Annotated in this window: 18 protein-coding genes, 4 tRNA genes and 1 pseudogene; 17 read left to right on the top strand and 6 right to left on the bottom strand. The window is 34.9% G+C overall.

What is annotated here, in order from left to right:
* The coding region (locus tag A9G08_RS11700) for a hypothetical protein (RefSeq protein WP_218058443.1) at positions 1 to 1,103 on the top strand (1,103 nt) is incomplete at its 5' end.
* A gap of 194 nt (positions 1,104 to 1,297) precedes the next feature.
* Here A9G08_RS11700 and A9G08_RS07605 read toward each other — a convergent pair.
* Positions 1,298 to 2,098, bottom strand: coding sequence for a sulfite exporter TauE/SafE family protein (locus A9G08_RS07605; RefSeq protein WP_065563104.1), 801 nt, complete (start codon positions 2,096 to 2,098; stop codon positions 1,298 to 1,300).
* A gap of 150 nt (positions 2,099 to 2,248) precedes the next feature.
* Here A9G08_RS07605 and A9G08_RS07600 point away from each other — a divergent pair, with 150 nt between their 5' ends.
* Positions 2,249 to 2,872, top strand: a complete 624-nt coding sequence (locus A9G08_RS07600) for a LysE/ArgO family amino acid transporter (protein ID WP_141673952.1) — start codon at positions 2,249 to 2,251, stop codon at positions 2,870 to 2,872.
* A 35-nt stretch (positions 2,873 to 2,907) separates the two neighbouring features.
* On the top strand, positions 2,908 to 3,108 hold the full coding sequence (locus A9G08_RS07595; RefSeq protein WP_065563102.1) for a hypothetical protein: 201 nt from the start codon (positions 2,908 to 2,910) through the stop codon (positions 3,106 to 3,108).
* Between the two features lie 226 nt (positions 3,109 to 3,334).
* Here the strand turns inward: A9G08_RS07595 and A9G08_RS07590 are convergent.
* The 3 genes from A9G08_RS07590 to A9G08_RS07580 form a co-directional block, all read right to left on the bottom strand.
* Positions 3,335 to 3,410, bottom strand: a tRNA-Lys gene (locus tag A9G08_RS07590).
* A gap of 17 nt (positions 3,411 to 3,427) precedes the next feature.
* A tRNA-Val gene (locus A9G08_RS07585) sits at positions 3,428 to 3,503 on the bottom strand.
* Positions 3,504 to 3,536: 33 nt separating this feature from the next.
* A tRNA-Val gene (locus A9G08_RS07580) sits at positions 3,537 to 3,612 on the bottom strand.
* A 194-nt stretch (positions 3,613 to 3,806) separates the two neighbouring features.
* Here A9G08_RS07580 and A9G08_RS07575 point away from each other — a divergent pair.
* From A9G08_RS07575 to tusA, 6 genes are all read left to right on the top strand, one after another.
* Entirely contained in the window at positions 3,807 to 4,706 is a 900-nt protein-coding gene (locus A9G08_RS07575; protein WP_065563101.1) for a PilN domain-containing protein, read from the top strand.
* On the top strand, positions 4,699 to 5,166 hold the full coding sequence (locus tag A9G08_RS07570) for a hypothetical protein (RefSeq protein ID WP_065563100.1): 468 nt from the start codon (positions 4,699 to 4,701) through the stop codon (positions 5,164 to 5,166). Before A9G08_RS07575 ends, A9G08_RS07570 begins: the two co-directional genes overlap by 8 nt.
* A complete protein-coding gene (locus A9G08_RS07565; RefSeq protein WP_065563099.1) occupies positions 5,163 to 5,516 on the top strand; it encodes a hypothetical protein in 354 nt (117 codons plus the stop codon). Before A9G08_RS07570 ends, A9G08_RS07565 begins: the two co-directional genes overlap by 4 nt.
* Positions 5,517 to 5,545: 29 nt before the next feature.
* Positions 5,546 to 6,850 carry a secretin N-terminal domain-containing protein gene (locus tag A9G08_RS07560; protein ID WP_081299533.1) on the top strand — a complete coding sequence of 435 codons (1,305 nt, stop codon included), beginning with the start codon at positions 5,546 to 5,548 and terminating at the stop codon, positions 6,848 to 6,850.
* Positions 6,851 to 6,966: 116 nt separating this feature from the next.
* On the top strand, positions 6,967 to 7,773 hold the full coding sequence (locus A9G08_RS07555) for a Cof-type HAD-IIB family hydrolase (protein ID WP_065563098.1): 807 nt from the start codon (positions 6,967 to 6,969) through the stop codon (positions 7,771 to 7,773).
* Between the two features lie 10 nt (positions 7,774 to 7,783).
* A complete protein-coding gene (gene tusA / locus A9G08_RS07550; RefSeq protein WP_065563097.1) occupies positions 7,784 to 8,014 on the top strand; it encodes a sulfurtransferase TusA in 231 nt (76 codons plus the stop codon).
* A gap of 28 nt (positions 8,015 to 8,042) precedes the next feature.
* Here tusA and A9G08_RS07545 read toward each other — a convergent pair whose 3' ends face one another.
* The gene (locus tag A9G08_RS07545; protein WP_065563096.1) at positions 8,043 to 8,450 is read right to left on the bottom strand and encodes a protein YgfX; all 408 of its coding nucleotides are present in this window, start codon (positions 8,448 to 8,450) and stop codon (positions 8,043 to 8,045) included.
* Positions 8,451 to 8,898: 448 nt separating this feature from the next.
* On the opposite strand from A9G08_RS07545, the gene A9G08_RS07540 reads away from it, so the two are divergent.
* From A9G08_RS07540 to A9G08_RS07505, 8 genes and pseudogenes are all read left to right on the top strand, one after another.
* Complete coding sequence (locus A9G08_RS07540; RefSeq protein WP_218058442.1) at positions 8,899 to 11,439, top strand: penicillin-binding protein 1A; 2,541 nt, start codon at positions 8,899 to 8,901, stop codon at positions 11,437 to 11,439.
* A 13-nt stretch (positions 11,440 to 11,452) separates the two neighbouring features.
* Positions 11,453 to 12,010: a 16S rRNA (guanine(966)-N(2))-methyltransferase RsmD gene (gene rsmD, locus A9G08_RS07535; protein WP_065563095.1), complete on the top strand. Its 558-nt coding sequence runs from the start codon at positions 11,453 to 11,455 to the stop codon at positions 12,008 to 12,010.
* Entirely contained in the window at positions 12,010 to 12,267 is a 258-nt protein-coding gene (locus A9G08_RS07530; protein ID WP_065563094.1) for a DUF1145 domain-containing protein, read from the top strand. The genes rsmD and A9G08_RS07530 overlap by 1 nt, the downstream gene beginning before the upstream one ends.
* A 71-nt stretch (positions 12,268 to 12,338) precedes the next feature.
* Positions 12,339 to 12,414 (top strand) — tRNA-Gly (locus A9G08_RS07525).
* A 504-nt stretch (positions 12,415 to 12,918) separates the two neighbouring features.
* A complete protein-coding gene (gene acuR, locus A9G08_RS07520) occupies positions 12,919 to 13,554 on the top strand; it encodes an acrylate utilization transcriptional regulator AcuR (RefSeq protein ID WP_065563093.1) in 636 nt (211 codons plus the stop codon).
* A gap of 203 nt (positions 13,555 to 13,757) precedes the next feature.
* On the top strand, positions 13,758 to 14,747 hold the full coding sequence (gene acuI / locus A9G08_RS07515) for an acrylyl-CoA reductase (NADPH) (protein WP_065563108.1): 990 nt from the start codon (positions 13,758 to 13,760) through the stop codon (positions 14,745 to 14,747).
* Positions 14,748 to 14,825: 78 nt separating this feature from the next.
* A pseudogene (locus A9G08_RS11880) lies at positions 14,826 to 17,837 on the top strand (flavocytochrome c).
* A 91-nt stretch (positions 17,838 to 17,928) separates the two neighbouring features.
* Positions 17,929 to 18,879 (top strand): FAD:protein FMN transferase, encoded by a 951-nt coding sequence (locus tag A9G08_RS07505; protein WP_065563092.1) that lies wholly within the window; start codon positions 17,929 to 17,931, stop codon positions 18,877 to 18,879.
* 66 nt (positions 18,880 to 18,945) lie between these two features.
* Here A9G08_RS07505 and A9G08_RS07500 read toward each other — a convergent pair whose 3' ends face one another.
* Positions 18,946 to 20,220, bottom strand: a complete 1,275-nt coding sequence (locus A9G08_RS07500) for a dimethylsulfonioproprionate lyase family protein (RefSeq protein ID WP_065563091.1) — start codon at positions 20,218 to 20,220, stop codon at positions 18,946 to 18,948.
* Positions 20,221 to 21,136: the final 916 nt, after the last annotated feature.

Raw genomic sequence — 21,136 nt, 5'->3', positions numbered from 1 at the left:
TACCGATAGTAGGGCAAAGTTTTGCAGATATCAGTATGTTTGTGCCAACTAATACCAATTCAGTTGCGCTCAGTACCGTTATCGGTTGGCCGTATAATTATTGGGGCGATGATGATGGTGATGGTGATATTTCTGCGACAGGCAGTTTAAATTTATCTATTTTTGATAAAAACGACCAACCTGTTTCACGTTATACTGTACTGGATATTTGTAATGCACCCTACCGAATTGTATTAAGTAATACATTCAGTACATTGAGTTCACGTTATGGTGTTCCTAATAGCCGTTTCTATGGTGCTGGAAGTGTAACATATTATGTTAAACCTAATTTACCGCCAGCGATTTGTTTTGTTAAGCCAAATGTGGTTCATGAGAGAAGAGAGTACAATGGTCCAGATTGGTTGTGGGACAGTAATAAAGGTTTTCGGATTCAGTCAACATCCCCATCATCTTATAACTTAAATTTTCCTACAACGGGTGCTCATGGTTTTTACTTTGATTTGGATATTGGTGGTGTGGGTCCGCTGTCATGGGCGCCTGTTTCACGAGAGGGTATAACCGCGAATATGTACTATTTAAACAATACCACTCTACGCGTTACATTAACCGGTCCAGTAATCCCGCCATCTCAATGGCATTCTAAGAATCCTAATCGTATAGCTAAGCCGACTCTACCCCAGACCTTCGAGTTAATTGGTCGTGACAGTCGAGGTAACGAAGTTGTTAAGTATGGTTTTGTGTTAAATAAGTGGTTTGTTAATAACGGTGATGGGGTTAATAAACTGGATGAATTAAGTGCGTTGTGTAAAAAAATAGGAGGTTATAAAGTTGTGACGGTAAGGGATTTAACTAATGCAAATTTTGATGGCTTAGGTGCTACCCCATCATCATCAGGTAATCATTTTCAGCGACGAATTGGTGCAGGGCTCTTGTCAGAGTGGGGCACTGTGTACCTATACTCTGGAGCCAATTTCTACAACGATTGGTATGTGACTCGTAATAAGTTAGGTAGCAATTCGATTGTAGTGCATTTAGGCACAGGTCTTGCAAAAGTGGCGCGAATGTATGATACAAAAGCTGGTATGCTTTGTGTTGTACCTTAACTATTTTTTACATCCTAATTTTTAAGGGAATTGGAATAGAAAAAAGGTTATTAATTGATAGCAGACTTGAAGTCACAACCAACGCGATAAAAAGGATTTTGTGGCTTATCGACGCTTGAATCACCCGCTTAGGCGGGTTTATTTTTGCCTTATTTTTAAAAAAAGTTGAGGAGCGGGGTTTTTGAAGCTTCAAATCACGAAATTATAAGCTTTATAGCTATTAGCAATAAAAAGATACCAAAGTATTTTATCAATTTATTTATCGATAATCCTTGTGCAATTTGAACACCCATTTTGGCCATGGGTATACTGGTGATCATAATGGATATTACTGCTGGTAGATAGACAAAGCCTAAACTATATTCTGGTAATTCTTCAATATTCCATCCTGCAATAATGTAGCCAATCGTTCCGCCAAGCGCTACCGGTAAGGTAAATGCTGCAGAGGTGCCAATCGCTTTACGTATATCTACCCCGCATTTTTTTAAGAAAGGAACCACCAATACACCCCCACCGACACCAACTAGGGCAGCAAACACGCCAATTAGTCCACCAATAATGATATAAATCGTGTCATGAAATGATACAGCGTTTCGATTTTGGGCGACATTGGTGCTTTTGAGAATAAATTTACTTCCGGTGTAGATAAGAAAAACGATAAAAATCCATTTTAACCAAACACCGGGAATATAAGGTGTCATATACGATCCGCCCATCGTGCCAATCATGCATCCTAACACCATCTTTTTTAGAATCGACCATTGGATATTATGATTTTTATTCTGAACCCAACTTGATGATAAGCTGGTGCCAATAATGGTGGCAAGCGATGAGGCGACGGCGATGTGGTTTATCCATTCTCCACCATGATTAAAGTGATTAAGTACGATTATTAATGCCGGTACAATTAACGATCCACCACCCACGCCAAATATACCTGCTAGCAATCCCGCAAATGCGCCTATCATTAAGAAGATTATAAATTCGACAACCATTTCTTGTACTTTTTTATTATTTTTTAAATTCAGGGAGATAATTATAACTGTTTTTTATAAGTGCGTAATAATTCTTGGTTTTGATACAAAATTTTTTGTTCTTTTTGTATAATGCTTACTTTTCATTGATTAAGGATTTTAGGTTAAATGCTGACCGATATTTTACGTGGCGCGATGATTTCGGCAAGTTTAATTATTGCTATTGGCGCGCAAAATTTGTTTGTGCTTAAGCAAGGATTGTTAAAAAATCATATCTTTTTTGTTGCTGCTATCTGTTTTTTTTGTGATTTCGCTTTGATGACTATTGGTATATGGGGCGTGGGGTCTTTTATTAGTCGTTATTCTATAATTACTAATTCATTAGCCATCTTTGGTGCATTGTTTTTGCTTTGGTATGGATTTAATGCATTTAAAAGCGCAGTGAGAGGTGATAGCAGTATGCAGGTTGATTCTGCCGAGCAACGAAAAAGTTCTTTAACAAAAGTGATTTTGTCGACAATTGCGGTGACTTTACTTAATCCTCATGTTTATTTGGATACAGTGGTAATTGTTGGTGGGATTGCCGGTACGTTTTCTACTGAGCAAAAATGGGCGTTTTTAATTGGTGCAGTTTGTGTGTCATTTATTTGGTTTTTTGGTATTGGATATGGCGCTAGGTTGCTTACGCCTCTATTTAGACAAAAAAGGATGTGGGTCATATTGGATTCGGTTGTTGGGCTGGTGATGTTTTATATTGCTTATCGACTTATTGTTTATGTGATTTGTGGTCAATAATGTGACGCTTTTGGCGTTACACTTTTTTAATCTGTTTGTTTTTTCTCATTGCTATTGTTGCAAATTTTGGCGTTAAAGATGAGGTGCTATTTAAACGTTTATTTGATAGCAAACCTTATAATGCTAAATTGCCAATTGCATTACCAGATTCAATGGATAGTGTTATCAAACAATCTTCTGATTTACCAAACGATATGAAGGCGCTCTATCCGTTAGGTTATGGAGTAACCCGTTAGTCGTTTGGACCTTTTTAATGTCGTTTTATTCAATGCTATTGCCTAAGGGCAATAGCTGTTTTGGGTTACATCATTTTCTCTATCAATTTTATCTTTAATTAAGAGTTCTCACTTATTTCTTTTATTTTTCTTTTGAAGGGACGCTTCAGCGAAATTTTTTGAGGTAAATAATAAATATATTGAATGATGCGTTTAACTAATGATGTTTTGACAAGAGAGAAAAAAATGGTGGGTCGTGAGCGATTCGAACGCTCGACAAACGGATTAAAAGTCCGCTGCTCTACCGACTGAGCTAACAACCCATAAAATAAGTAGTAAGTGGTGGGTGATACCGGGTTCGAACCAGTGACCCCCTCCTTGTAAGGGAGGTGCTCTCCCAACTGAGCTAATCACCCCAATGTTTCTTTCGAAAACTTCACGGTAAGAATTGGTGGGTGATACCGGGTTCGAACCAGTGACCCCCTCCTTGTAAGGGAGGTGCTCTCCCAACTGAGCTAATCACCCTTACCGTGTGGATGTGCATTATAAGGCGTGTCTTATTTCAGTCAACCTTTTTTTTTACTTTTCCTAAAATTTAGCCCTGTTCGGTGTAATTTTAGTCATTTTTTGGATGATACTTCGCAAAAATGGATTTTGTAGGTTTGAATCTAGATAATTGTGATTAAGATTGGGCGATATTGTTTTTCAATCTATTTAGTATGATGGTTTTTAATAAAAGTCGCGTAGTAATTTTTATCGAACCCACAAAACTGCACTATCAGTTAGTCGAATCAAGCGGGAAGGTGAATAAGGATTTTATCGTTTATCAAGATTTGGCTGATATCGATCAGTTTATGCATAATCTAAAACTACCAAGATTAACGTCAATTGAATTAAATTTAAGTGATGATTTTGTCCAGTATCAGAAAACCACTTATCCTGATGTTAAACTGACGGTAAGCGAATTGACTAGTTATGTTGAAGCATCCCTTTATAAGCTTTTCCAACAATCTGCCAATCAGCTTTTTTTTGATTATGTATCCATTTCACCTAAAACTTTAATGATTGCTATTTGTGAGCGTAAAACGGTTAATGACTGGTTAGATTTGTTCCAAAAATATGGAGTAACATTTGTCGGTAGTCATTTTGAAAATAGTTCATTTAACTTTCTACCATGGCGAAAACAAAAGGCAAAACAGCACCAATTCAAGTTACTTCTTTTTGTTGTTAATTTTATCGGGGTGTTGACCTGTTATTTTTTTTATCTTTTGATGAACACGCAGTCAGACATCGAACACTATTCTCAACAATTATCTGCTCAACAAGTGTTGCAACAAGAGTTGTTGGCTGAATCTTATATTCCTAATCCTTCACCAAGTCAAAAACAGATACAACAGTCGTTACAAATGCTTTCTAACAAACTACCAGCAACGATTTGGTTAAATCTGTACGAATATGAGCCTGAGAAAATTAAAATTACCGGTCGTAGTGTCAATTATGTGGATATTATCAATTTTAATCAGCAACTTTCTGCAAATGAGACGAAAAGTCAGGTAAAAAATATTGAGAAAAGTCAGGATAGTTTGTTGTTTCAAATGGATATTAAGTTGAATGAATAACGACTTTCTAGAGAGGCCGATTTGGCAACAATACTTAGTTTGTATTTTATTACCATTAACACTGTTTTTTATTGGTTATCAATTTTTTATTCAGGATTTAAAGCAACAAGCTGATCAGCAAATGGCATTGTATCAAGAAAAGCAAGTTGAAATTGAAATGCTTCAAGCAAGAATTGAACGTTATCATGCGGCTAAAAACAGTTCGCTAACGTTGATAACCGAGCATGAACTTGCTAACGCTATTGAGCGTAATCATTTGAAGTTGGTGTCGTTCAAACTGGAACAAAATGATTCAGCAACTTATTGGGATGTTGAATTAAATGGGCAATTTTTTGATTTTATGAGATTTATTGGTGATTTTAACGATAATTTCTACTATTTGAACTTTCAACAGTTATCAATCGGTAAGCAAGATAATTATTTGCGGATTAGATTGTTGTTTAAAAAGGATAGGCAATGAGTCGCTATTTATTTGTTTTTGCATTGATGATGTGTTGTTTCATAGTGAATGCTGATGGTCATCGCGATCCTTTTTTGCAAAAGATCGAGCTAGGTTGCCAAGAACAAACTGATCATTTAAATATGCAGATTCAGGCTTGGCAATTTAGAGGATCTATTCAACGCGTTAATTATCAGCAATTATGGCTTTCGTCAGATAATGATTGGTTAGCTATTACTGATAATAATGTTCCTCATGTTTTGTTTCCGTGGGAAATTGAAGCTGTGTTAAGCGATAAAATTTTATGGCAAGCAAGTTTACCAGAGTATTGTAACGATAAAGTGCTTTGGACAATGCCGTTAACTAAATAAGATGAGATCGATATTTGAGGTTGTAATTAATGAATCAAGCTAGCCAACTATTTAGTCAATTAGTTAGTCAATTAGCAAAGAATTTAAGGCAATTGACGATTTTGCTTATGCTTTTATCAATTCCATGTTTGGCTGAGCCTTCCATTTCAGCAAAGAAAGAATCAAATGATCTTATTTCAATGAATTTTTATCAAACGGATGTCGCAATTATTTTGCAAGCGCTGGCTGATAATAAGCAGATGAATTTAGTGATGATAGATGATATATCAACTAAACAAACCATCAAACTTAAGAATGTTGATTGGCAAAAAGCTTTAAAGGTGGTGTTAAATTCAGCAAATTTACAGGCCGAAATTGAGGACAATATTTTGTTTGTCTCAAAATCTATTGAGCCGGAGGTGCTTGCGCAAAGAGAGTTATTAGAGCAGAAGGAACAGGAGTTAAATCAGCCGTTAACTTTGTTAACCATTCCGATTAAACATGGCGATCCTAATAATTTAGTAGAGACCATCCAGCAACAAGGATTATTATCTGAACGCGGAAGGGCGATAGTTGATAAGCGAACCAATTCAGTGCTTATTACTGATATGAGCAAACAATTTGCGGATATTAAGAAGTTAGTTAAAGCTTTGGATCAACCCATTCCACAAGTCCATATCTCGGCCCATATTGTCACTATGAATGATGAGAGTATGGAGGAGTTAGGGATTAAATGGGGATATTTGGGTAAATCTTCACAATTTTTTAATCAGCTGGATGTTGACCTTGGGGTCGTTAATCCTTCTTCTTCTGTGGGTTTTAATTTAGCGAAACTTTCTGGTAGTTTGTTGAATTTGGAACTTTCAGCATTAGAATCAGAAAATCAGTTAGAAATTATTGCTAGTCCGAATTTATTAACTGCAAATCAAAATATGGCATCGATTAAGCAGGGAACTGAGATTCCGTACGAAGTGTCAACGGGGGGGAATGGTTCGACATCAATTGAATTTAAACAAGCGGTATTAGGTCTAGAAGTTACGCCTAAAATTGTTGCTGATAAACAAATGATCTTGGATTTATATATCACACAAAATACTACGGGTCGTTCGATTAAGCGCCGTGATGGGGGAGAAGCTTTAGCCATTGAAACGCAAGAAATTAAAACTCAAGTGAAAGTTAAAGATGGTGAAACCGTGGTTTTGGGTGGAATTTTTCAGCAAGTTAATAGTAATGGGAAAAAGAAAGTACCTGGTCTTGCTCAAGTGCCAATTATTGGGAATGCTTTTAAATATAATGCTAAAAAAAATCAAAAAAGGGAATTAGTGATTTTTATTACTCCGCAATTAGTTGAGTAAATAGCGATGGAGTTGTATCATACTCTACCATAATTTATGACTTTGTATTGAGTTAGTTGATTCTCTGCAAAGTGTCGTTATTCTAATCACCAATTATTATAAAAGTTGAGAATATCATGTTTCATTTTGTTGCTTCTGATCTAGATGGTACTTTGTTAAATACCGAACATAGTTTATCGCCGTTTACAAAAAAAATTCTTCAGGCATTACGGGAAATGGGTATTCATTTTGCTTTTGCGACAGGCCGACACCATATTGATGTTACTCAAATGCGTGAAAATATGGAAATCGATGCTTTTATGATTACATCAAATGGGGCAAGAGTTCATGATAGTAATGGTAATTTAGTTTTTAGCCGTAGTTTTGATCCTAATTTAGCTAAAGAGTTGGCGGTAATTTGTAAAGACAGTCCATATATTTATACCCATGTTTACCGTGGTGATGATTGGCTGATTAATAAACCTGATGCCTATTCGCTTAGCTTTTTTGTTGATACAAAATTTAAATATCAATTTTTTGATCCAACTAATTTTGATACCAGTGATATTGCCAAAATTTATTTTACGACCTCTGATATTAGCCATAACCATTATTTGGTGGAGTTGAAGGACAAAATTGAAAAGCAATATGGTAATAAAGTTAGCATCGCGTTTTCAACGCCAAACTGTCTTGAAGTTATGGCGGAAAATGTGACTAAAGGCAGTGCATTAAAGTTAGTGGTTGAAAGCTTAGGCTATCAACTTAAAGACAGCATCGCTTTTGGTGATGGTATGAATGATTATGAGATGTTAAAAATGGCAGGTAAGGGCTGTATTATGCAAGATGCGAGTCCTGAACTTAAAGCACTGCTTCCTGAGTTGGAAGTCATTGGATCTAATGCTGATGATGCTGTTCCCCATTATTTAGCTAATCTTTTACTTTAATCTATTAATTATGATTATTGATAAAGAATTAAATACATTAGGTTTGCGTTGTCCTGAGCCGATTATGCTAGTGCGTAAAGCGATTAGGGAATTAGCTGTTGGTCAAATACTGCACGTTGTTGCTGATGATTTGGCCACAACACGTGATATCCCGAGCTTTTGCCGGCATATGGATCACCAATTAGTTAACTCACAAGTTGAATCCATACCATTTGAATATTGGATTAAAAAATCTCATTAATATAGTGTGTTAAGCTATTTTTTATTACCTATTTTGATAAATCAATTTTTTTGAAATGATAACGAAGTGTGCGCCAGTCATTAGGCGCAAGGTTATCAATCATTAAAAAAAGAGTTCTTCTTTTACCATTTCGCCGTGATTTTAAATTAATAATGATTATATAACGTAGTAGTAGTGGTTTTCGCGTTAAATACCAACGCTGTTTGTACCAATAAATTTGGTGTATATATTCAAATAGCGCAAATTCACCTTTTATAGTTTTGAAATAGCAAATACTACGCCACCATTCGATTATTAAGATTAATATTAAAATAAAAGTATAACTATTTAATGAAGTCTGCGCTAATTGCAATAAGCAAAGAATAATCAAAATAAGATAAAAGCAGGTTGCACTCAAAAATTGTAATAACGAAGGGGTAAGTTTTGTGCTCCACATATTAATATTGTTTAAATTGATAAAATCACAATTATCTATTCGTTTTATCAGTTTTATTTAAAAATATAAAAATATTGTGAGATAATACACAAAATAATTTGAAAATTTACTAACTTTTGAGAACCTATCAATTAGTTGTTTAACCTGTAGCAAACCTATGTGGTATTTAATATCTGATCTATTAAGTTCTGCTAAAAAATTAAGTTATAAACTAATAAGTAATGGAATATGAAAGTGAAAATATATTAAAGGTAAATTTCTTTTTTAATTTAATATGTTAATAATTGTTTAATGGATTTAAACAATTTTTTAAGCATGGGTTAGCGTCGCTTTTTATTTTGAGTCTTTTCGAGTAAGTAGTATACTCATCGGCTAAAATGGATTGAGATCAATTAATACAGTTTTATTATCTTTCTTTGATTTAAAATCAATTGGATAGGAATGATTTGTGATAATATTAAAAATATTAAAATTTTGCCTTAAACTTATAATCGGTTTAGTACTTTGTGGCTTAGTGATAGGTATCGCTGGCTACAGTTATTATTCTAAAGATCTGCCAGATGTAGCGACTTTAAAAGATGTTCGCTTGCAAACCCCAATGCAAGTATTAAGTAAAGATGGTGAACTAATCGCTATTTTTGGTGAACGTCGCCGAATTCCTCTAAAATATGATGAAATCCCACCGATTGTCGTTAATGCTGTTATAGCTACCGAAGATGCACGTTTCCATGAGCATTTTGGGATTGATCCTATCGGTATTGTGCGTGCTATGTATATCGGGTTGAAGGATAAGAGCTTTTCACAAGGTGGTAGTACTATCACCCAACAAGTGGCGAAAAACTTCTTTTTAACACCAGAAAAAAGTATTTCTCGTAAAGTAAAAGAGATGATTATTGCAATTCGTATGGAGCGAGAATTATCTAAAGACGAGATAATGGCGTTATATCTTAATATGATCAACTTTGGTTCGCGTGCTTATGGTGTGGCTGCTGCTTCATATACTTTCTTTGGTAAAACGCCAGATCAGTTAACTATCGATGAAGCGGCACTACTAGCTGGTCTACCCAATGCGCCTTCTGCCTATAATCCAATTTCCCACCCAGAAAAAGCATTAACAAGACGTAATTGGGTTTTAGGTCGTATGCTAGATCAAAATTATATTACTCAAGCGCAATATGATGAAGCGACTAAGAAGCCTTTAAATGCAAGTTATCATACGCCAAAAATTGAATTTTCTGCGCCATATGTTGCTGAAATGGCAAGACAGTTTATGTTCGATAAATTTGGTGAGAACGCTTATACCGATGGTTATAAAGTTTATACCACCATATCTAAGACAGACCAGGTGGCAGCAACAGAATCAATACAAAAGCATATTATTGATTATGATATGCGACATGGCTATCGTGGACCTGAAAAAGTGTTATGGCAAAATAATGAGCCGGCACTAAGTGACGAAAAAATTCAAGAAGCTTTACATAAATATATTTGCTATAGCGGGATGTGCCCAGCCGTGGTTCTAGAATCATCTGATAAGGAAGCAAAAGCAGTATTATCCGATAAAAGTAATATTACTATTGCCTTTCAAGATATGAAATGGGCGCGAAAATTTATCAGTGATAATCAACAAGGTGCCTCGCCGAGAAAGGTTAATGATACTTTAAAACCAGGTCAGCTGATTTGGGTTAAAAAATCTGGTGAGAATTGGGCATTAGCGCAAATTCCAGCAGTTAACGCTGCACTGGTTTCTCTTGATTCTGATAATGGTGCAATTAAGGCGATTGTTGGTGGTTATGATTTCAATTTAAGTAAATTTAATCGTGCAACACAAGCTTTACGTCAACTAGGTTCTAATATAAAACCATTTGTGTATACGGCTACGTTAGAGAAAGGGCTAACGATGGCGACGCTACTTAATGATGCGCCGATCGTTCGTACAACAGGTAGTGTGACTTGGCGTCCAAAAAATTCACCGCCTACTTATGCTGGTCCATTAAGAATGCGAATTGGTTTAGGGATGTCTAAAAATGTGATGATGGTACGTGCATTACGCGCAATCGGTATCGATTATGCTGCCACGTATTTAGAACGTTTTGGATTCCCAAAAGAGAATATTTCACATAATGAATCACTTGCTTTAGGTTCAGCTTCATTTACGCCATTGCAGGTTGCACGTGCTTATTCCGTTATTGTTAATGGTGGGTATTTAATTACGCCTTACTTAATCGAAAAAATTGAATATGACAATGATAGTGGCGTAATTTATCAGCATCAACCATTGATTGCTTGTCATAACTGTAAAGATGAAGTGGTAAAATTTGATTCTGTTTCAGTATCGTTAGATAACGTTGAAAACGAATCAAATGAGACGGGTAGTGAAGAGCCTGAAGAGGCAAATCTTAAAACAGAAGATAATTTAATCTTACCTAATATTAATAAAGACAATAAAACCACTGATGTGACACCTAAATATGCACCACACACCGTTGATAGTGGTATTGCATATATTATGAAAGATGGACTAAGAACAATTGTTTTTGGCGGTTCGGATTGGCAAGGTACTGCTTGGCGTGTAAAAGCATTAGGTCGTAAGGATGTTGGTGGTAAAACGGGTACAACTAACCAATCGAAAGACGTTTGGTTTTCTGGTTTCGGCGGTAACATTGTTACCTCGGTCTGGATGGGGTTTGATGACCACCGACGTGCTTTAGGTCGAACTTTCCGCGCTGAAGCCGGTGCAGTTACCGCTAACCCTATTTGGGTTGACTATATGAAAGTTGCTCTTAAAGATATACCTGAAAAACAAGATGTAAAACCGGATAATGTTATTTCTGTTACTATCGATCAGCGAACCGGTATGTTACCAGGTTCTGGAGCGAGAACGATGTCAGAATACTTTATCAAGGGAACCGAGCCAACTACCTATGGATCGCAAGAAGTTGGTACCAGCGTGAAGGATTCACAAGGTAATACGCAAGAACTATTCTAAGTAAGGTTTTTATATGAATGGTTCTATAAGAATTATTGGTGGAAAATGGCGCGGAAGAAAGTTGTCAGTACTTGATAAACAAGGCTTGCGACCAACCACAGATAGAGTAAAAGAGACTTTGTATAACTGGCTAATGCCAGTTATACAAAATAGCGTTTGTTTGGATTGTTTTTCTGGTAGTGGATCATTAGGTTTTGAAGCCGCATCACGCGGTGCTCAAAATGTCACATTATTAGAGAAAGATAAACAAGTTGCCAATCAGCTTAAGAAAAATAAGCAGTTGATTGCATGTGATAATGTCGAAATTTATTCGACAGATACTTTTCAATGGCTTGATAGACCAGCCCAAAGACAATTTGATATTGTATTTATCGATCCGCCTTTTCATTATTCTTTAATCGAGAAAACACTAGAGCTTCTTGAGAATAACCATTGGCTAAGCCCATCTGCTTATATTTATATTGAATCTGAGCTGGGGCATGATTTTAATATTCCATCAAATTGGTATTTGCATCGAGAGAAGACAGCAGGGCAAGTTCATAGCTATTTATTTATACGAGAAGAAAGATAATGTTCATACTTTTAGGTAAACTAGTCTATTTATTTATATGGTTATTTTTATTATTTAATCTTGTTCATCCGTTTCCTAAACCAGCAAATATTCTCGCTTATATAGGATTGGTTGCTTTTACACTTATTCATGGATTACAAGCATGGATATTACAATCAACAATGGTTAATCAAGAAAAAGAACAGGATAAATTTAAAGCACTTAGATTTTTTATTTTTGGTGTTTTTGAAGCACTTAGCTGGAAAAACAAAAAATAAAGAATAAAATAGGTTGTCAGATATAAATATTTTTGTATAATGCTCACCACTTCTTTCGAAGCGTTCAATATGCGGGAATAGCTCAGTTGGTAGAGCGCAACCTTGCCAAGGTTGAGGTCGCGAGTTCGAACCTCGTTTCCCGCTCCAAGTCAAGATTTATAGTTTTTTATAATCACACAATTAAGAATTTTTATCTTTTAGTATCAGTTATTAAGCTTTATTTTTATATCATTAAAGAGTATTTATGTGTATTATAATCTATTCGTAAGGGGCACAACCAACGGATCATTAAATAGAACAAGCTGTTTACTGTATTTTTGACTGTTTTTTAGTTCTATCTATCAATAATTGGAATCTCTTTTTTCTATTTTGTTTTGGCTTCACACCCTTGTTTTCTATGGGTTAGAATAGCTATACTATTTAGCATAATTATAAAAGATTTAAACAATAAGTTGTGCTTATTAATTAAAGTTAAATCCACAACTTCTTGATGGAATAAAAAACTGCATTAAATAGTATAGTTATGAAGTGTAAGACAGATTTATTTATCTGTTACCAATTGTTATCTTCGGTTATATTAAAAATTGATAAATTTTGTTATGATGACAACCAGAATAGACAATCAAAATTAATAGATATTTTAAGGTCTTTATGGCAGTCATTGATACCCCAAAAGAGCATTCGCTTTCAAAAAAAGGCAATAATACTAAAATGGCATTGATCCGCAGTGGTGTGGAGGCTATGACCATCAATGGTTATGTATCTTCAAATATTGAAAATATTTTAAAAAAAGTTGGTGTGCCAAAAGGATCTTTTTATTATTACTTCAAAAGCAAAGAAGATTTCGGTAAAGCAATCATAGAAAGTTATGATAGTTTTTTTCGTTATAAGTTAGATAAACACCTTTTAAATGAGTCAATTGAATTGCCTTTATCTCGAATTAAGTCGTTTTATGAAGATGCAAAATTGAGTATGGCAAAATATAATTTTGATAGGGGCTGCTTAATCGGAGAATTAACACAAGAGGAGTCGCTTTTACCCGAAGGTTATAGCACTTTATTAGTGGATATTTTACAAAGCTGGCAGCAGAAAATAGCAATTTGTTTGCAACAAGCTCAGAAAATAAAAGAAATAAAATCTAATGTCAATTGTGAAGAGCTTGCGGTATTTTTCTGGTTAGGCTGGGAAGGTGCGGTCACTCGTTCTAAATTGATTAAGAATGCCGAACCGCTTGATATATTTATGCGACAGTTTTTACTATCTATAAAATCCGAACCTTCAGATTAATTATTATATTTTTGTTTCTTTATTCATTTTACTAACAGATTAGAGCAAAAACTCACGTTTGTTGACTTGGCTCTTTCCTCTTAAATTGCCTCTATACAGCATATAAATAATTAACCTTACAAATTCTATTGATCATTACTAGACGATCGGTCTATAATTATTAGACCGATTGTCTAGTAATGATTGCTAAGGAATAAAATATGCTGTTTAAAACCATTCTATTAGAAAAAAATGATACCAAATTCTCTTGCGAGGTTAGTTCTCTCTCAAAAAAAGAATTATTTAAACAAGAAGGCGATACACTTATTCAAGTTCAGTATTCAAGCCTAAATTATAAAGATGCATTAGCTATCACTAATAAAGGACCCGTGGTAAGGATGTGGCCAATGATTCCGGGAATTGATGGAGTTGGGACGGTTATTCACAGCGTCAATCGCCAATATAAAGAAGGCGATTCTGTTATTTTAAATGGCTGGGGGTGCGGTGAGACACATTGGGGATGTTTAAGCCAATATGCTTATTTAAAATCAGACTGGTTAATTCCTTTACCACCTAATATGACACCACAACAAGCAATGAATATTGGTACCGCTGGTTATACGGCAGCATTATGTGTGCAATGCATTATTGATCATGGCGTTAAACCAGAGCAAGGTCGTATTTTAGTTACAGGAGCAACAGGAGGAGTTGGTTCTATCGCAATTATGCTACTGGCTAAATTAGGTTATTCAATAACAGCGGCTACATCTAAAATGCAGGATACGGACTATTTATACCAACTTGGTGCTAGTCATTGCATTGATAGAAAAATACTAAGTGAGTCAGGGAAACCATTGCAAAAGGAACAATGGATAGCTGCTATTGATGTATTAGGATCACATACTTTAGCAAATATTTGTGCCCAAATTCAATATGGTGGCATTGTTGCTGCTTGTGGCTTGGCTCAAGGTTTGGATTTTCCATCAACTGTTGCTCCGTTTATTTTAAGAGGGATAACATTAGCAGGGATTGATAGTGTTATGACCCCTTATCAAAAACGTATTGCAGCATGGAATTTTCTTGCAACGTACTTAGATGCACAACAACTTAATCATATCGCTAATATTATTACCTTGGATCAATGTCAACTAGCTGCTGAGAATATGTTCTCAGGGAGAATCAAAGGTCGGTTTATTGTTGATGTAAACCAATAACATCCAGCTAAACACTAATTTGATAAATCGACAATACGTACTATGGATAGATGATTAACATAACAGAGGACACTCCTAATGAGCCAACTATTTAATAAATTAACTTTAAGATCTGGGGCAGTATTAAAAAATAGAATTGTCATGGCGCCAATGACAATTGAATCCGCTTTTTTTGATGGTAGCGTTACGCAAGAGATGACCGATTATTATGCATTACGCTCGGGTGATGCGGCCGCTATCATTGTCGAGAGTGCTTTTGTTGAAAACTATGGAAGAGCTTTTCCTGGTGCACTTGGGATTGATCACGACAGTAAAATAGAAGGTCTAAAACAATTAGCTGAGGCAATTAAAGTCAAAGGTTCTAAAGCGATTATACAAATCTATCATGCTGGTAGAATGGCTAATCCTGAATATAATGGTGGTCATCAGCCGATCTCTGCTAGCCCAGTGGCTGCGCTTAGGGATAATGCAGTAACACCATTGCAAATGACGTCAGAGCAAATTGAATTAATGATTGAAAATTTTGCGCAAGCAGTCAAACGTGCTTTATTAGCAAATTTTGATGGCATTGAAATTCATGGCGCAAATACCTACCTGATTCAGCAATTTTTTTCACCTCATTCCAATCAAAGATCAGATAAGTGGGGTGGAGATATTGAAAAAAGGTCGTCTTTTCCCTTAGCGATATTGAAAAGAGTCCACCAAATTATACAGGAATATGGTAAAAGTGATTTTATTGTCGGTTATCGCTTCTCACCAGAAGAAATTGAACAACCGGGGATTCGTTTTTCTGATTCCATGTATCTTTTAAATAAATTGAGTTCTTATGGTTTGGACTATATCCATTTCTCTATGGGCAATTGGGATAGAACATCTATTGTTGATACTGATAATAAACAGCAACTTATTAGCCAATATCGTAAACTACAATCAACCACTTTAGCGAAAATTCCAGTTATTGGTGTAGGTGGTATAGCACAAGGTATTGATGCAGAAAATGCACTATTGAGTGGTTACGATCTTGTTAGTATTGGTAAAGGTTATTTGGTTGAACCTACGTGGGCAACGAAAGTTAAAAATAATGAGCTATGTGCTACTTTTGCTGATATCACGCAAAGACAACAACTTAAAATCCCATTCCCATTATGGCATGTTATGGATTTTATGATTGTTGATAGTTTAGCTGAACAGCAAAAATATCAAAAAATTAAAGCATTACAAAATATTGACATTCGTTTTAATGCAGGTAAATACACCGCCTTCGGTCGAGGACATAATGGTGAACTACCGATTACAGTTACCTTCTCTGAAAATAAGATTCTAGATATTTTAGTTGATCAATCTAAAGAGTCAGAAGGTATTGCTAATCCAGCATTTGAGCGTATACCTCAACAAATTATTGATGGACAAACTCTTAACGTTGATGTGATTTCAGGTGCAACGGTCAGCAGTTAAGCTGTTATTAATGGTGTTGCTCAGGCGGTTGATATGGCAGGAGGCAACTCGGAAGCACTACGTTATCGAGCGAAAGTACCTGTAGAGTGGTCATCTCAGCTTATAGAAGAAACGGTGGATATTGTTGTTGTCGGTGGTGGTGGTGCTGGATTAAGCGCAGCGTTATCAGCTATTGATAAAGGGAAAACTGTTATTTTATTAGAAAAATTTCCGGCAATTGGAGGTAATACAATTCGTACTGGAGGTTGGGTTAATGCCGCCGAACCAGAATGGCAAAAACAATTCCCTAGTTTAGCTGGAGAAAAACAAACACTCGTTGAGCTTATCAATATGCCTGAATCAGAGTTTATAGCTGAATATCTACAAGACTTTCAAATATTAAAACAGCAAATAAAAGAATACCTAGCAAAAACCGAGCAAGGTGATTTTCTATTTGATTCTACTGAGCTGCACAGAATTCAAACCTATTTAGGTGGTAAAAGAACGGCTCTTAATGGACAAATTATTTACGGCCAATATGATTTAGTAAAAACGCTCACCAACCGTTCAATGGAATCAATTCATTGGCTAACGGAAAAAGGCGTTGACTTTGATCGAAGCGTAGTAGAAATTCCTGTGGGTGCCTTATGGCGTAGAAGTCATAAACCAAAACGTCCGAAGGGGGTTGAGTTCATTAATGTATTACAACAACGTATTGAAGAAAAAGGTGGGCGAATCATAGTAGATACTAAAGCAGAAAAACTGATCTTAAAAGATAGTAAAGTTATTGGCATTGAAGCGAAGCAAGCTAATGGTTCAAAAATGATTATTCATGTAAATAATGGCGTTATTCTAGCCTGTGGCGGTTTTGGTGCCAACACACAAATGATTAAACAATATAATACCTATTGGAAAGAAATCGCGGATGATATAAAAACAACTAACTCACCTGCTTTGGTTGGTGATGGTATCAAAATGGGAGAAGAAGTTGGTGCTGATTTAGTTGGTATGGGGTTTGTACAACTTATGCCAGTAGGAGACCCTAAATCTGGTGCATTACTTACCGGGCTAATCGTTCCACCTGAGAACTTCGTTTTTATTAATAAACAAGGTAAACGGTTTATAAATGAGTGTGAAAGCCGAGATATTTTATCGCAAGCCTTTATAGATAATGGCGGTTTAGTTTATATGATAGCAGACGAAAAAATTCGACAAACAGCAGCGAATACTTCAGACGAAACTATTGAAAGAGAAATTAAAGAAGGTATTATTTATCAGGCTGATTCTTTAGAAGAATTAGCCGATAAAATTGGTGTGCCTGCGTCTTCATTAATAGAAACCATAAATAAATATAACAATTATGTTGCACAAGGAAAAGATCCTGAGTTTCATAAAAGTGCATTGAGTTTAAAAGTAGAACAAGCCCCATTTTATGCCACACCAAGAAAACCCTCTGTTCATCATACAATGGGTGGGCTTAAAATTGATACTTATGCTCGAGTAATTAATAAACAGGGTAATGTTATTAGTGGATTATATGCTGCGGGGGAAGTTGCTGGTGGAATTCATGCCGGTAATCGTTTAGGTGGTAATGCCTTAATTGATATTTTTACCTATGGTCGAATCGCAGGTGAAAGCGCGGCTGCGTCGATTTAAATAAGAGATGTCATTAAATAAAAGAAGGATGATCACCATTCATTCTTCTTTTAAATTACACTCTCCGCCAAAAATATAAGGTGTCCTAGTAATGAATAGATATGAGGCGAACTTTCCTCTGATGGGAACAATGATTAATCTACTTATTTATCATACTCATGGTGAAAAAGTCCTTAACGAAGCTTATAATTTACTATTAGAATTTGAAACGCGTTTTACTGTAAACCGAACACACTCCGAGTTAATGGAAATCAATAAAAATGCAGGAAGAAAACCGATATATGTTAAAGAGGATATTTTTGAGTTAATTAAACTAAGTAAAAATATAAGTATACAAGCTAATACCCCATTCAACATCGCAATCGGTCCATTAGTTAAGGCTTGGCGAATAGGTTTCAATAACGCAAAGCGCCCAACTGATCAAGAAATAGCTGATTGCCTATCATTAGTTAATCCCAAAAATATTTTACTCAATCAAAAAGATAAAACTATTTATCTAACAAAAGAGAGAATGGAACTTGATTTGGGTTCAATTGCTAAAGGCTATTTTGCTGATCAAATAAAAAAAATATTTCTCAATCATGGAGTAAGTAGTGGGTTTATTGATTTAGGAGGAAATGTACTGACTATTGGTTGTTCACCCAATAATCTCAATAATAACTGGGTTGTGGGTATTCAAAATCCTTTTAAGCCACGTGGTAATATGATTTGTGCTGTTCTAACAAAAGATTGCTCTGTTGTAACATCTGGAATTTATGAACGATTTCTTTCTGTTGATAATAAACGTTATCACCATATACTTGATTCAATTACTGGAGCGCCTATTATTACTAATATTGCGAGTATTACTATTATTTCAAAGCAATCTCTTGATGGTGAAATATGGAGTACTGCTGGTTTCCTGTCAAACGCTCAGCAAAGTATCGAATTTTTAAATCAGCAAACGAATATTGAAGCTATTGTTATTACTTGTGATGAAAGGATCTACCTAACTAATGGGCTTGTTCGAAATAATCTCTGTATTCAGAAAATAGTAGAGTAATAACCTTAATAGATAATTATAAACCCTTCAAATTTAATATATTAAAGGGTTTATTAATATAAAATACTACTTACTAGTTCTGTTGATATAACAGATAATATCTGGATTTATCTTATTAATGGTATCTTTGGGTAATGTTGTATCCTTTAATCGACAAATATTGGTTGTACCATAATCTTCATTTTTTTCATGGGCATTAGTTCTTGCCCATACGGTTACATGAGCATAATCTTGATTATCACATTTTTTTTCTGTTAGATTAAAAGCATGAATCGAATTTCTGGGAATATATAATAAAGCATCCTTTGAAGGGGTTGTTGGTGCCCAATAACTATCTAAATCCACTATTTTAGATCCTTCTAATTGAATAACTAATTGATTTGGCAATGAAGATAATAAGGTAAAAATATTTTCTTCTGGAGAGACAACAAACTGTTTAATTCCATCATTACATGATGGTTCTCGAATTGTATAATAGATTTCATTTGTGTCATGATGATGATAAGGGTAAAAAGTGTTACCTGATTGAACTGTCATACCAATTTCAGCTCCTACTGCTTCACCATTAATTGAATCAATTTGTAGCAACCCCCAATGTCCCATAATTTCAGCATAAGCATAACCCGCACGAAAATTTTCATCTCCTGTGTGTTGGTTTCTTTCTGTATTTGTTGAGTACATCGGAACCCAACCGACACTAGCCCAAAGAGTAGGAAGTGCTCTGGCACTGATATCATTTACAAAATTTAGTGGCATTTTGATAGAATCATCAGTTGTAACTGAATAAAATTGTTCTGAAAACTTAGTACCAGCGGTTTGAATTTGAACTTTGTCACTATTTTGATAGTATTTATGTAATGATGGTCGTTTTAACCACATAGCAACATCTGATTGTCTTTCTAATGTGTCATTAGGACTATATAATCCATCTATTCTTTTTTGTGGTGAAAAACATTGAAACGCTTTTTCTTTATTATGGACAATTGTATACAAATGCTTAACAAGTACTTGTACATCCCGGTTATCCATAATACATTGGCGTATTGGTTTATTTGGTGAGATAGACGAACCTGTTTGTATAATAGCGGTGTCAGAATTTGTGCAATCAGGTGACTGAGATGTACTTAGTGCTTCTGCTAAAGTACCTAAATATATGATGGTTTCATCCCACAATTTATCAACTAGTATTTTTTCTTCATCAGAATAATTCTGTGGAGCATTACGACAAATAAATTTAGCATTTTCAATAGACTTTGAATCAATAAAACTAGGAACATCCGTTTTAGCTAAAGTATTCATGCTACAAAAGACTAGCATGATCAGAGCGAGTTGTTTTTTCATAAAATTCCTTATTTATATATTGAGTATAAAAATACTTCTTTAGTTCAATTTATTAAACAATAAAATAGACCGGTTGTCTATGAATGTTTTTTTGGTAATTCCAATAGATGTTAACGATGGTTTTAGCTTCATGCTAATAAATGATGGTTAGTTTAGATTTATTTATAGGTAATATGCATTTAGGTATAAAAGTATAATGAGTAAAGTATACAATATATTAAATTTTATATTTTAAGTTGTTACTTTTGAAAATAGTATTATGCCTATTTTAGTCGTTATATTAACCAATAAAAAACTTTTATAGGATATAAAAATATCCTTGTGATCACTCAAATAAATTAATTTTGCCTTAAAGAGCTATCGATAAAGATGTTTTCTTAATCGCTCAATAATGCAGAATTGATCTAACTAAATGATTATAAAATACCTTATTGATTTACTATAACTAGGATGTAGTAAGTAACGATAGAACAAAACAAGGCTGTTAACTACAACATTACGATAGATAATGCGATGACTATTCATCAGCAAACAGAATCTTTTTTTTCGTAGATACCTTTTAACAATAACGACTACGATTTAGCTGATGCAGTCAGGAAAGCCGATGCTAACTACATCAACAAGAAAATGTCTAGCTATTATTTGTGTCGCACTTAATACTGTTGATGCAGTTTTTTGTGAAAAACTCTTTTATGCTGGTTTGTCAAATAAATCGTTTTTACTAAAGCATTGGGCGCGCTAGGCGATAACGATCTTATCAGTTAATAGAAATGATTTAGGTTAGCTCACATACCGCATAACGATTTAAAGTCTTTTCCCTTGTGCATTCTAGGTGATTTGTATTGGTTAACCGCTCTCTCATATTAAAATAGGTATACAATAGAAAGTGCTACATTAGTACTATATAGTTTTTTTA

Origin of the sequence: Gilliamella sp. wkB195 (genome assembly GCF_001690445.1) — a bacterium.
GTDB lineage: Bacteria > Pseudomonadota > Gammaproteobacteria > Enterobacterales > Orbaceae > Gilliamella > Gilliamella apicola_E.
Note: the sequence above shows the minus strand (reverse complement) of the source record. Positions and strands in the feature narration are given on the sequence as shown.

Excerpts from the sequence above, each read along its gene's own strand:
- A9G08_RS07560 (WP_081299533.1), top strand. The coding sequence starts at position 5,546 with ATGAATCAAGCTAGCCAACTATTTAGTCAATTAGTTAGTCAATTAGCA.
- tusA (WP_065563097.1), top strand. The coding sequence starts at position 7,784 with ATGATTATTGATAAAGAATTAAATACATTAGGTTTGCGTTGTCCTGAG.
- rsmD (WP_065563095.1), top strand. The coding sequence starts at position 11,453 with ATGAATGGTTCTATAAGAATTATTGGTGGAAAATGGCGCGGAAGAAAG.
- A9G08_RS07570 (WP_065563100.1), top strand. The coding sequence starts at position 4,699 with ATGAATAACGACTTTCTAGAGAGGCCGATTTGGCAACAATACTTAGTT.
- A9G08_RS07545 (WP_065563096.1), bottom strand. The coding sequence starts at position 8,450 with ATGTGGAGCACAAAACTTACCCCTTCGTTATTACAATTTTTGAGTGCA.
- A9G08_RS07605 (WP_065563104.1), bottom strand. The coding sequence starts at position 2,098 with ATGGTTGTCGAATTTATAATCTTCTTAATGATAGGCGCATTTGCGGGA.
- A9G08_RS07500 (WP_065563091.1), bottom strand. The coding sequence starts at position 20,220 with ATGAAAAAACAACTCGCTCTGATCATGCTAGTCTTTTGTAGCATGAAT.
- A9G08_RS07530 (WP_065563094.1), top strand. The coding sequence starts at position 12,010 with ATGTTCATACTTTTAGGTAAACTAGTCTATTTATTTATATGGTTATTT.
- A9G08_RS07565 (WP_065563099.1), top strand. The coding sequence starts at position 5,163 with ATGAGTCGCTATTTATTTGTTTTTGCATTGATGATGTGTTGTTTCATA.
- A9G08_RS07575 (WP_065563101.1), top strand. The coding sequence starts at position 3,807 with ATGATGGTTTTTAATAAAAGTCGCGTAGTAATTTTTATCGAACCCACA.
- A9G08_RS07505 (WP_065563092.1), top strand. The coding sequence starts at position 17,929 with ATGAATAGATATGAGGCGAACTTTCCTCTGATGGGAACAATGATTAAT.
- A9G08_RS07555 (WP_065563098.1), top strand. The coding sequence starts at position 6,967 with ATGTTTCATTTTGTTGCTTCTGATCTAGATGGTACTTTGTTAAATACC.
- acuR (WP_065563093.1), top strand. The coding sequence starts at position 12,919 with ATGGCAGTCATTGATACCCCAAAAGAGCATTCGCTTTCAAAAAAAGGC.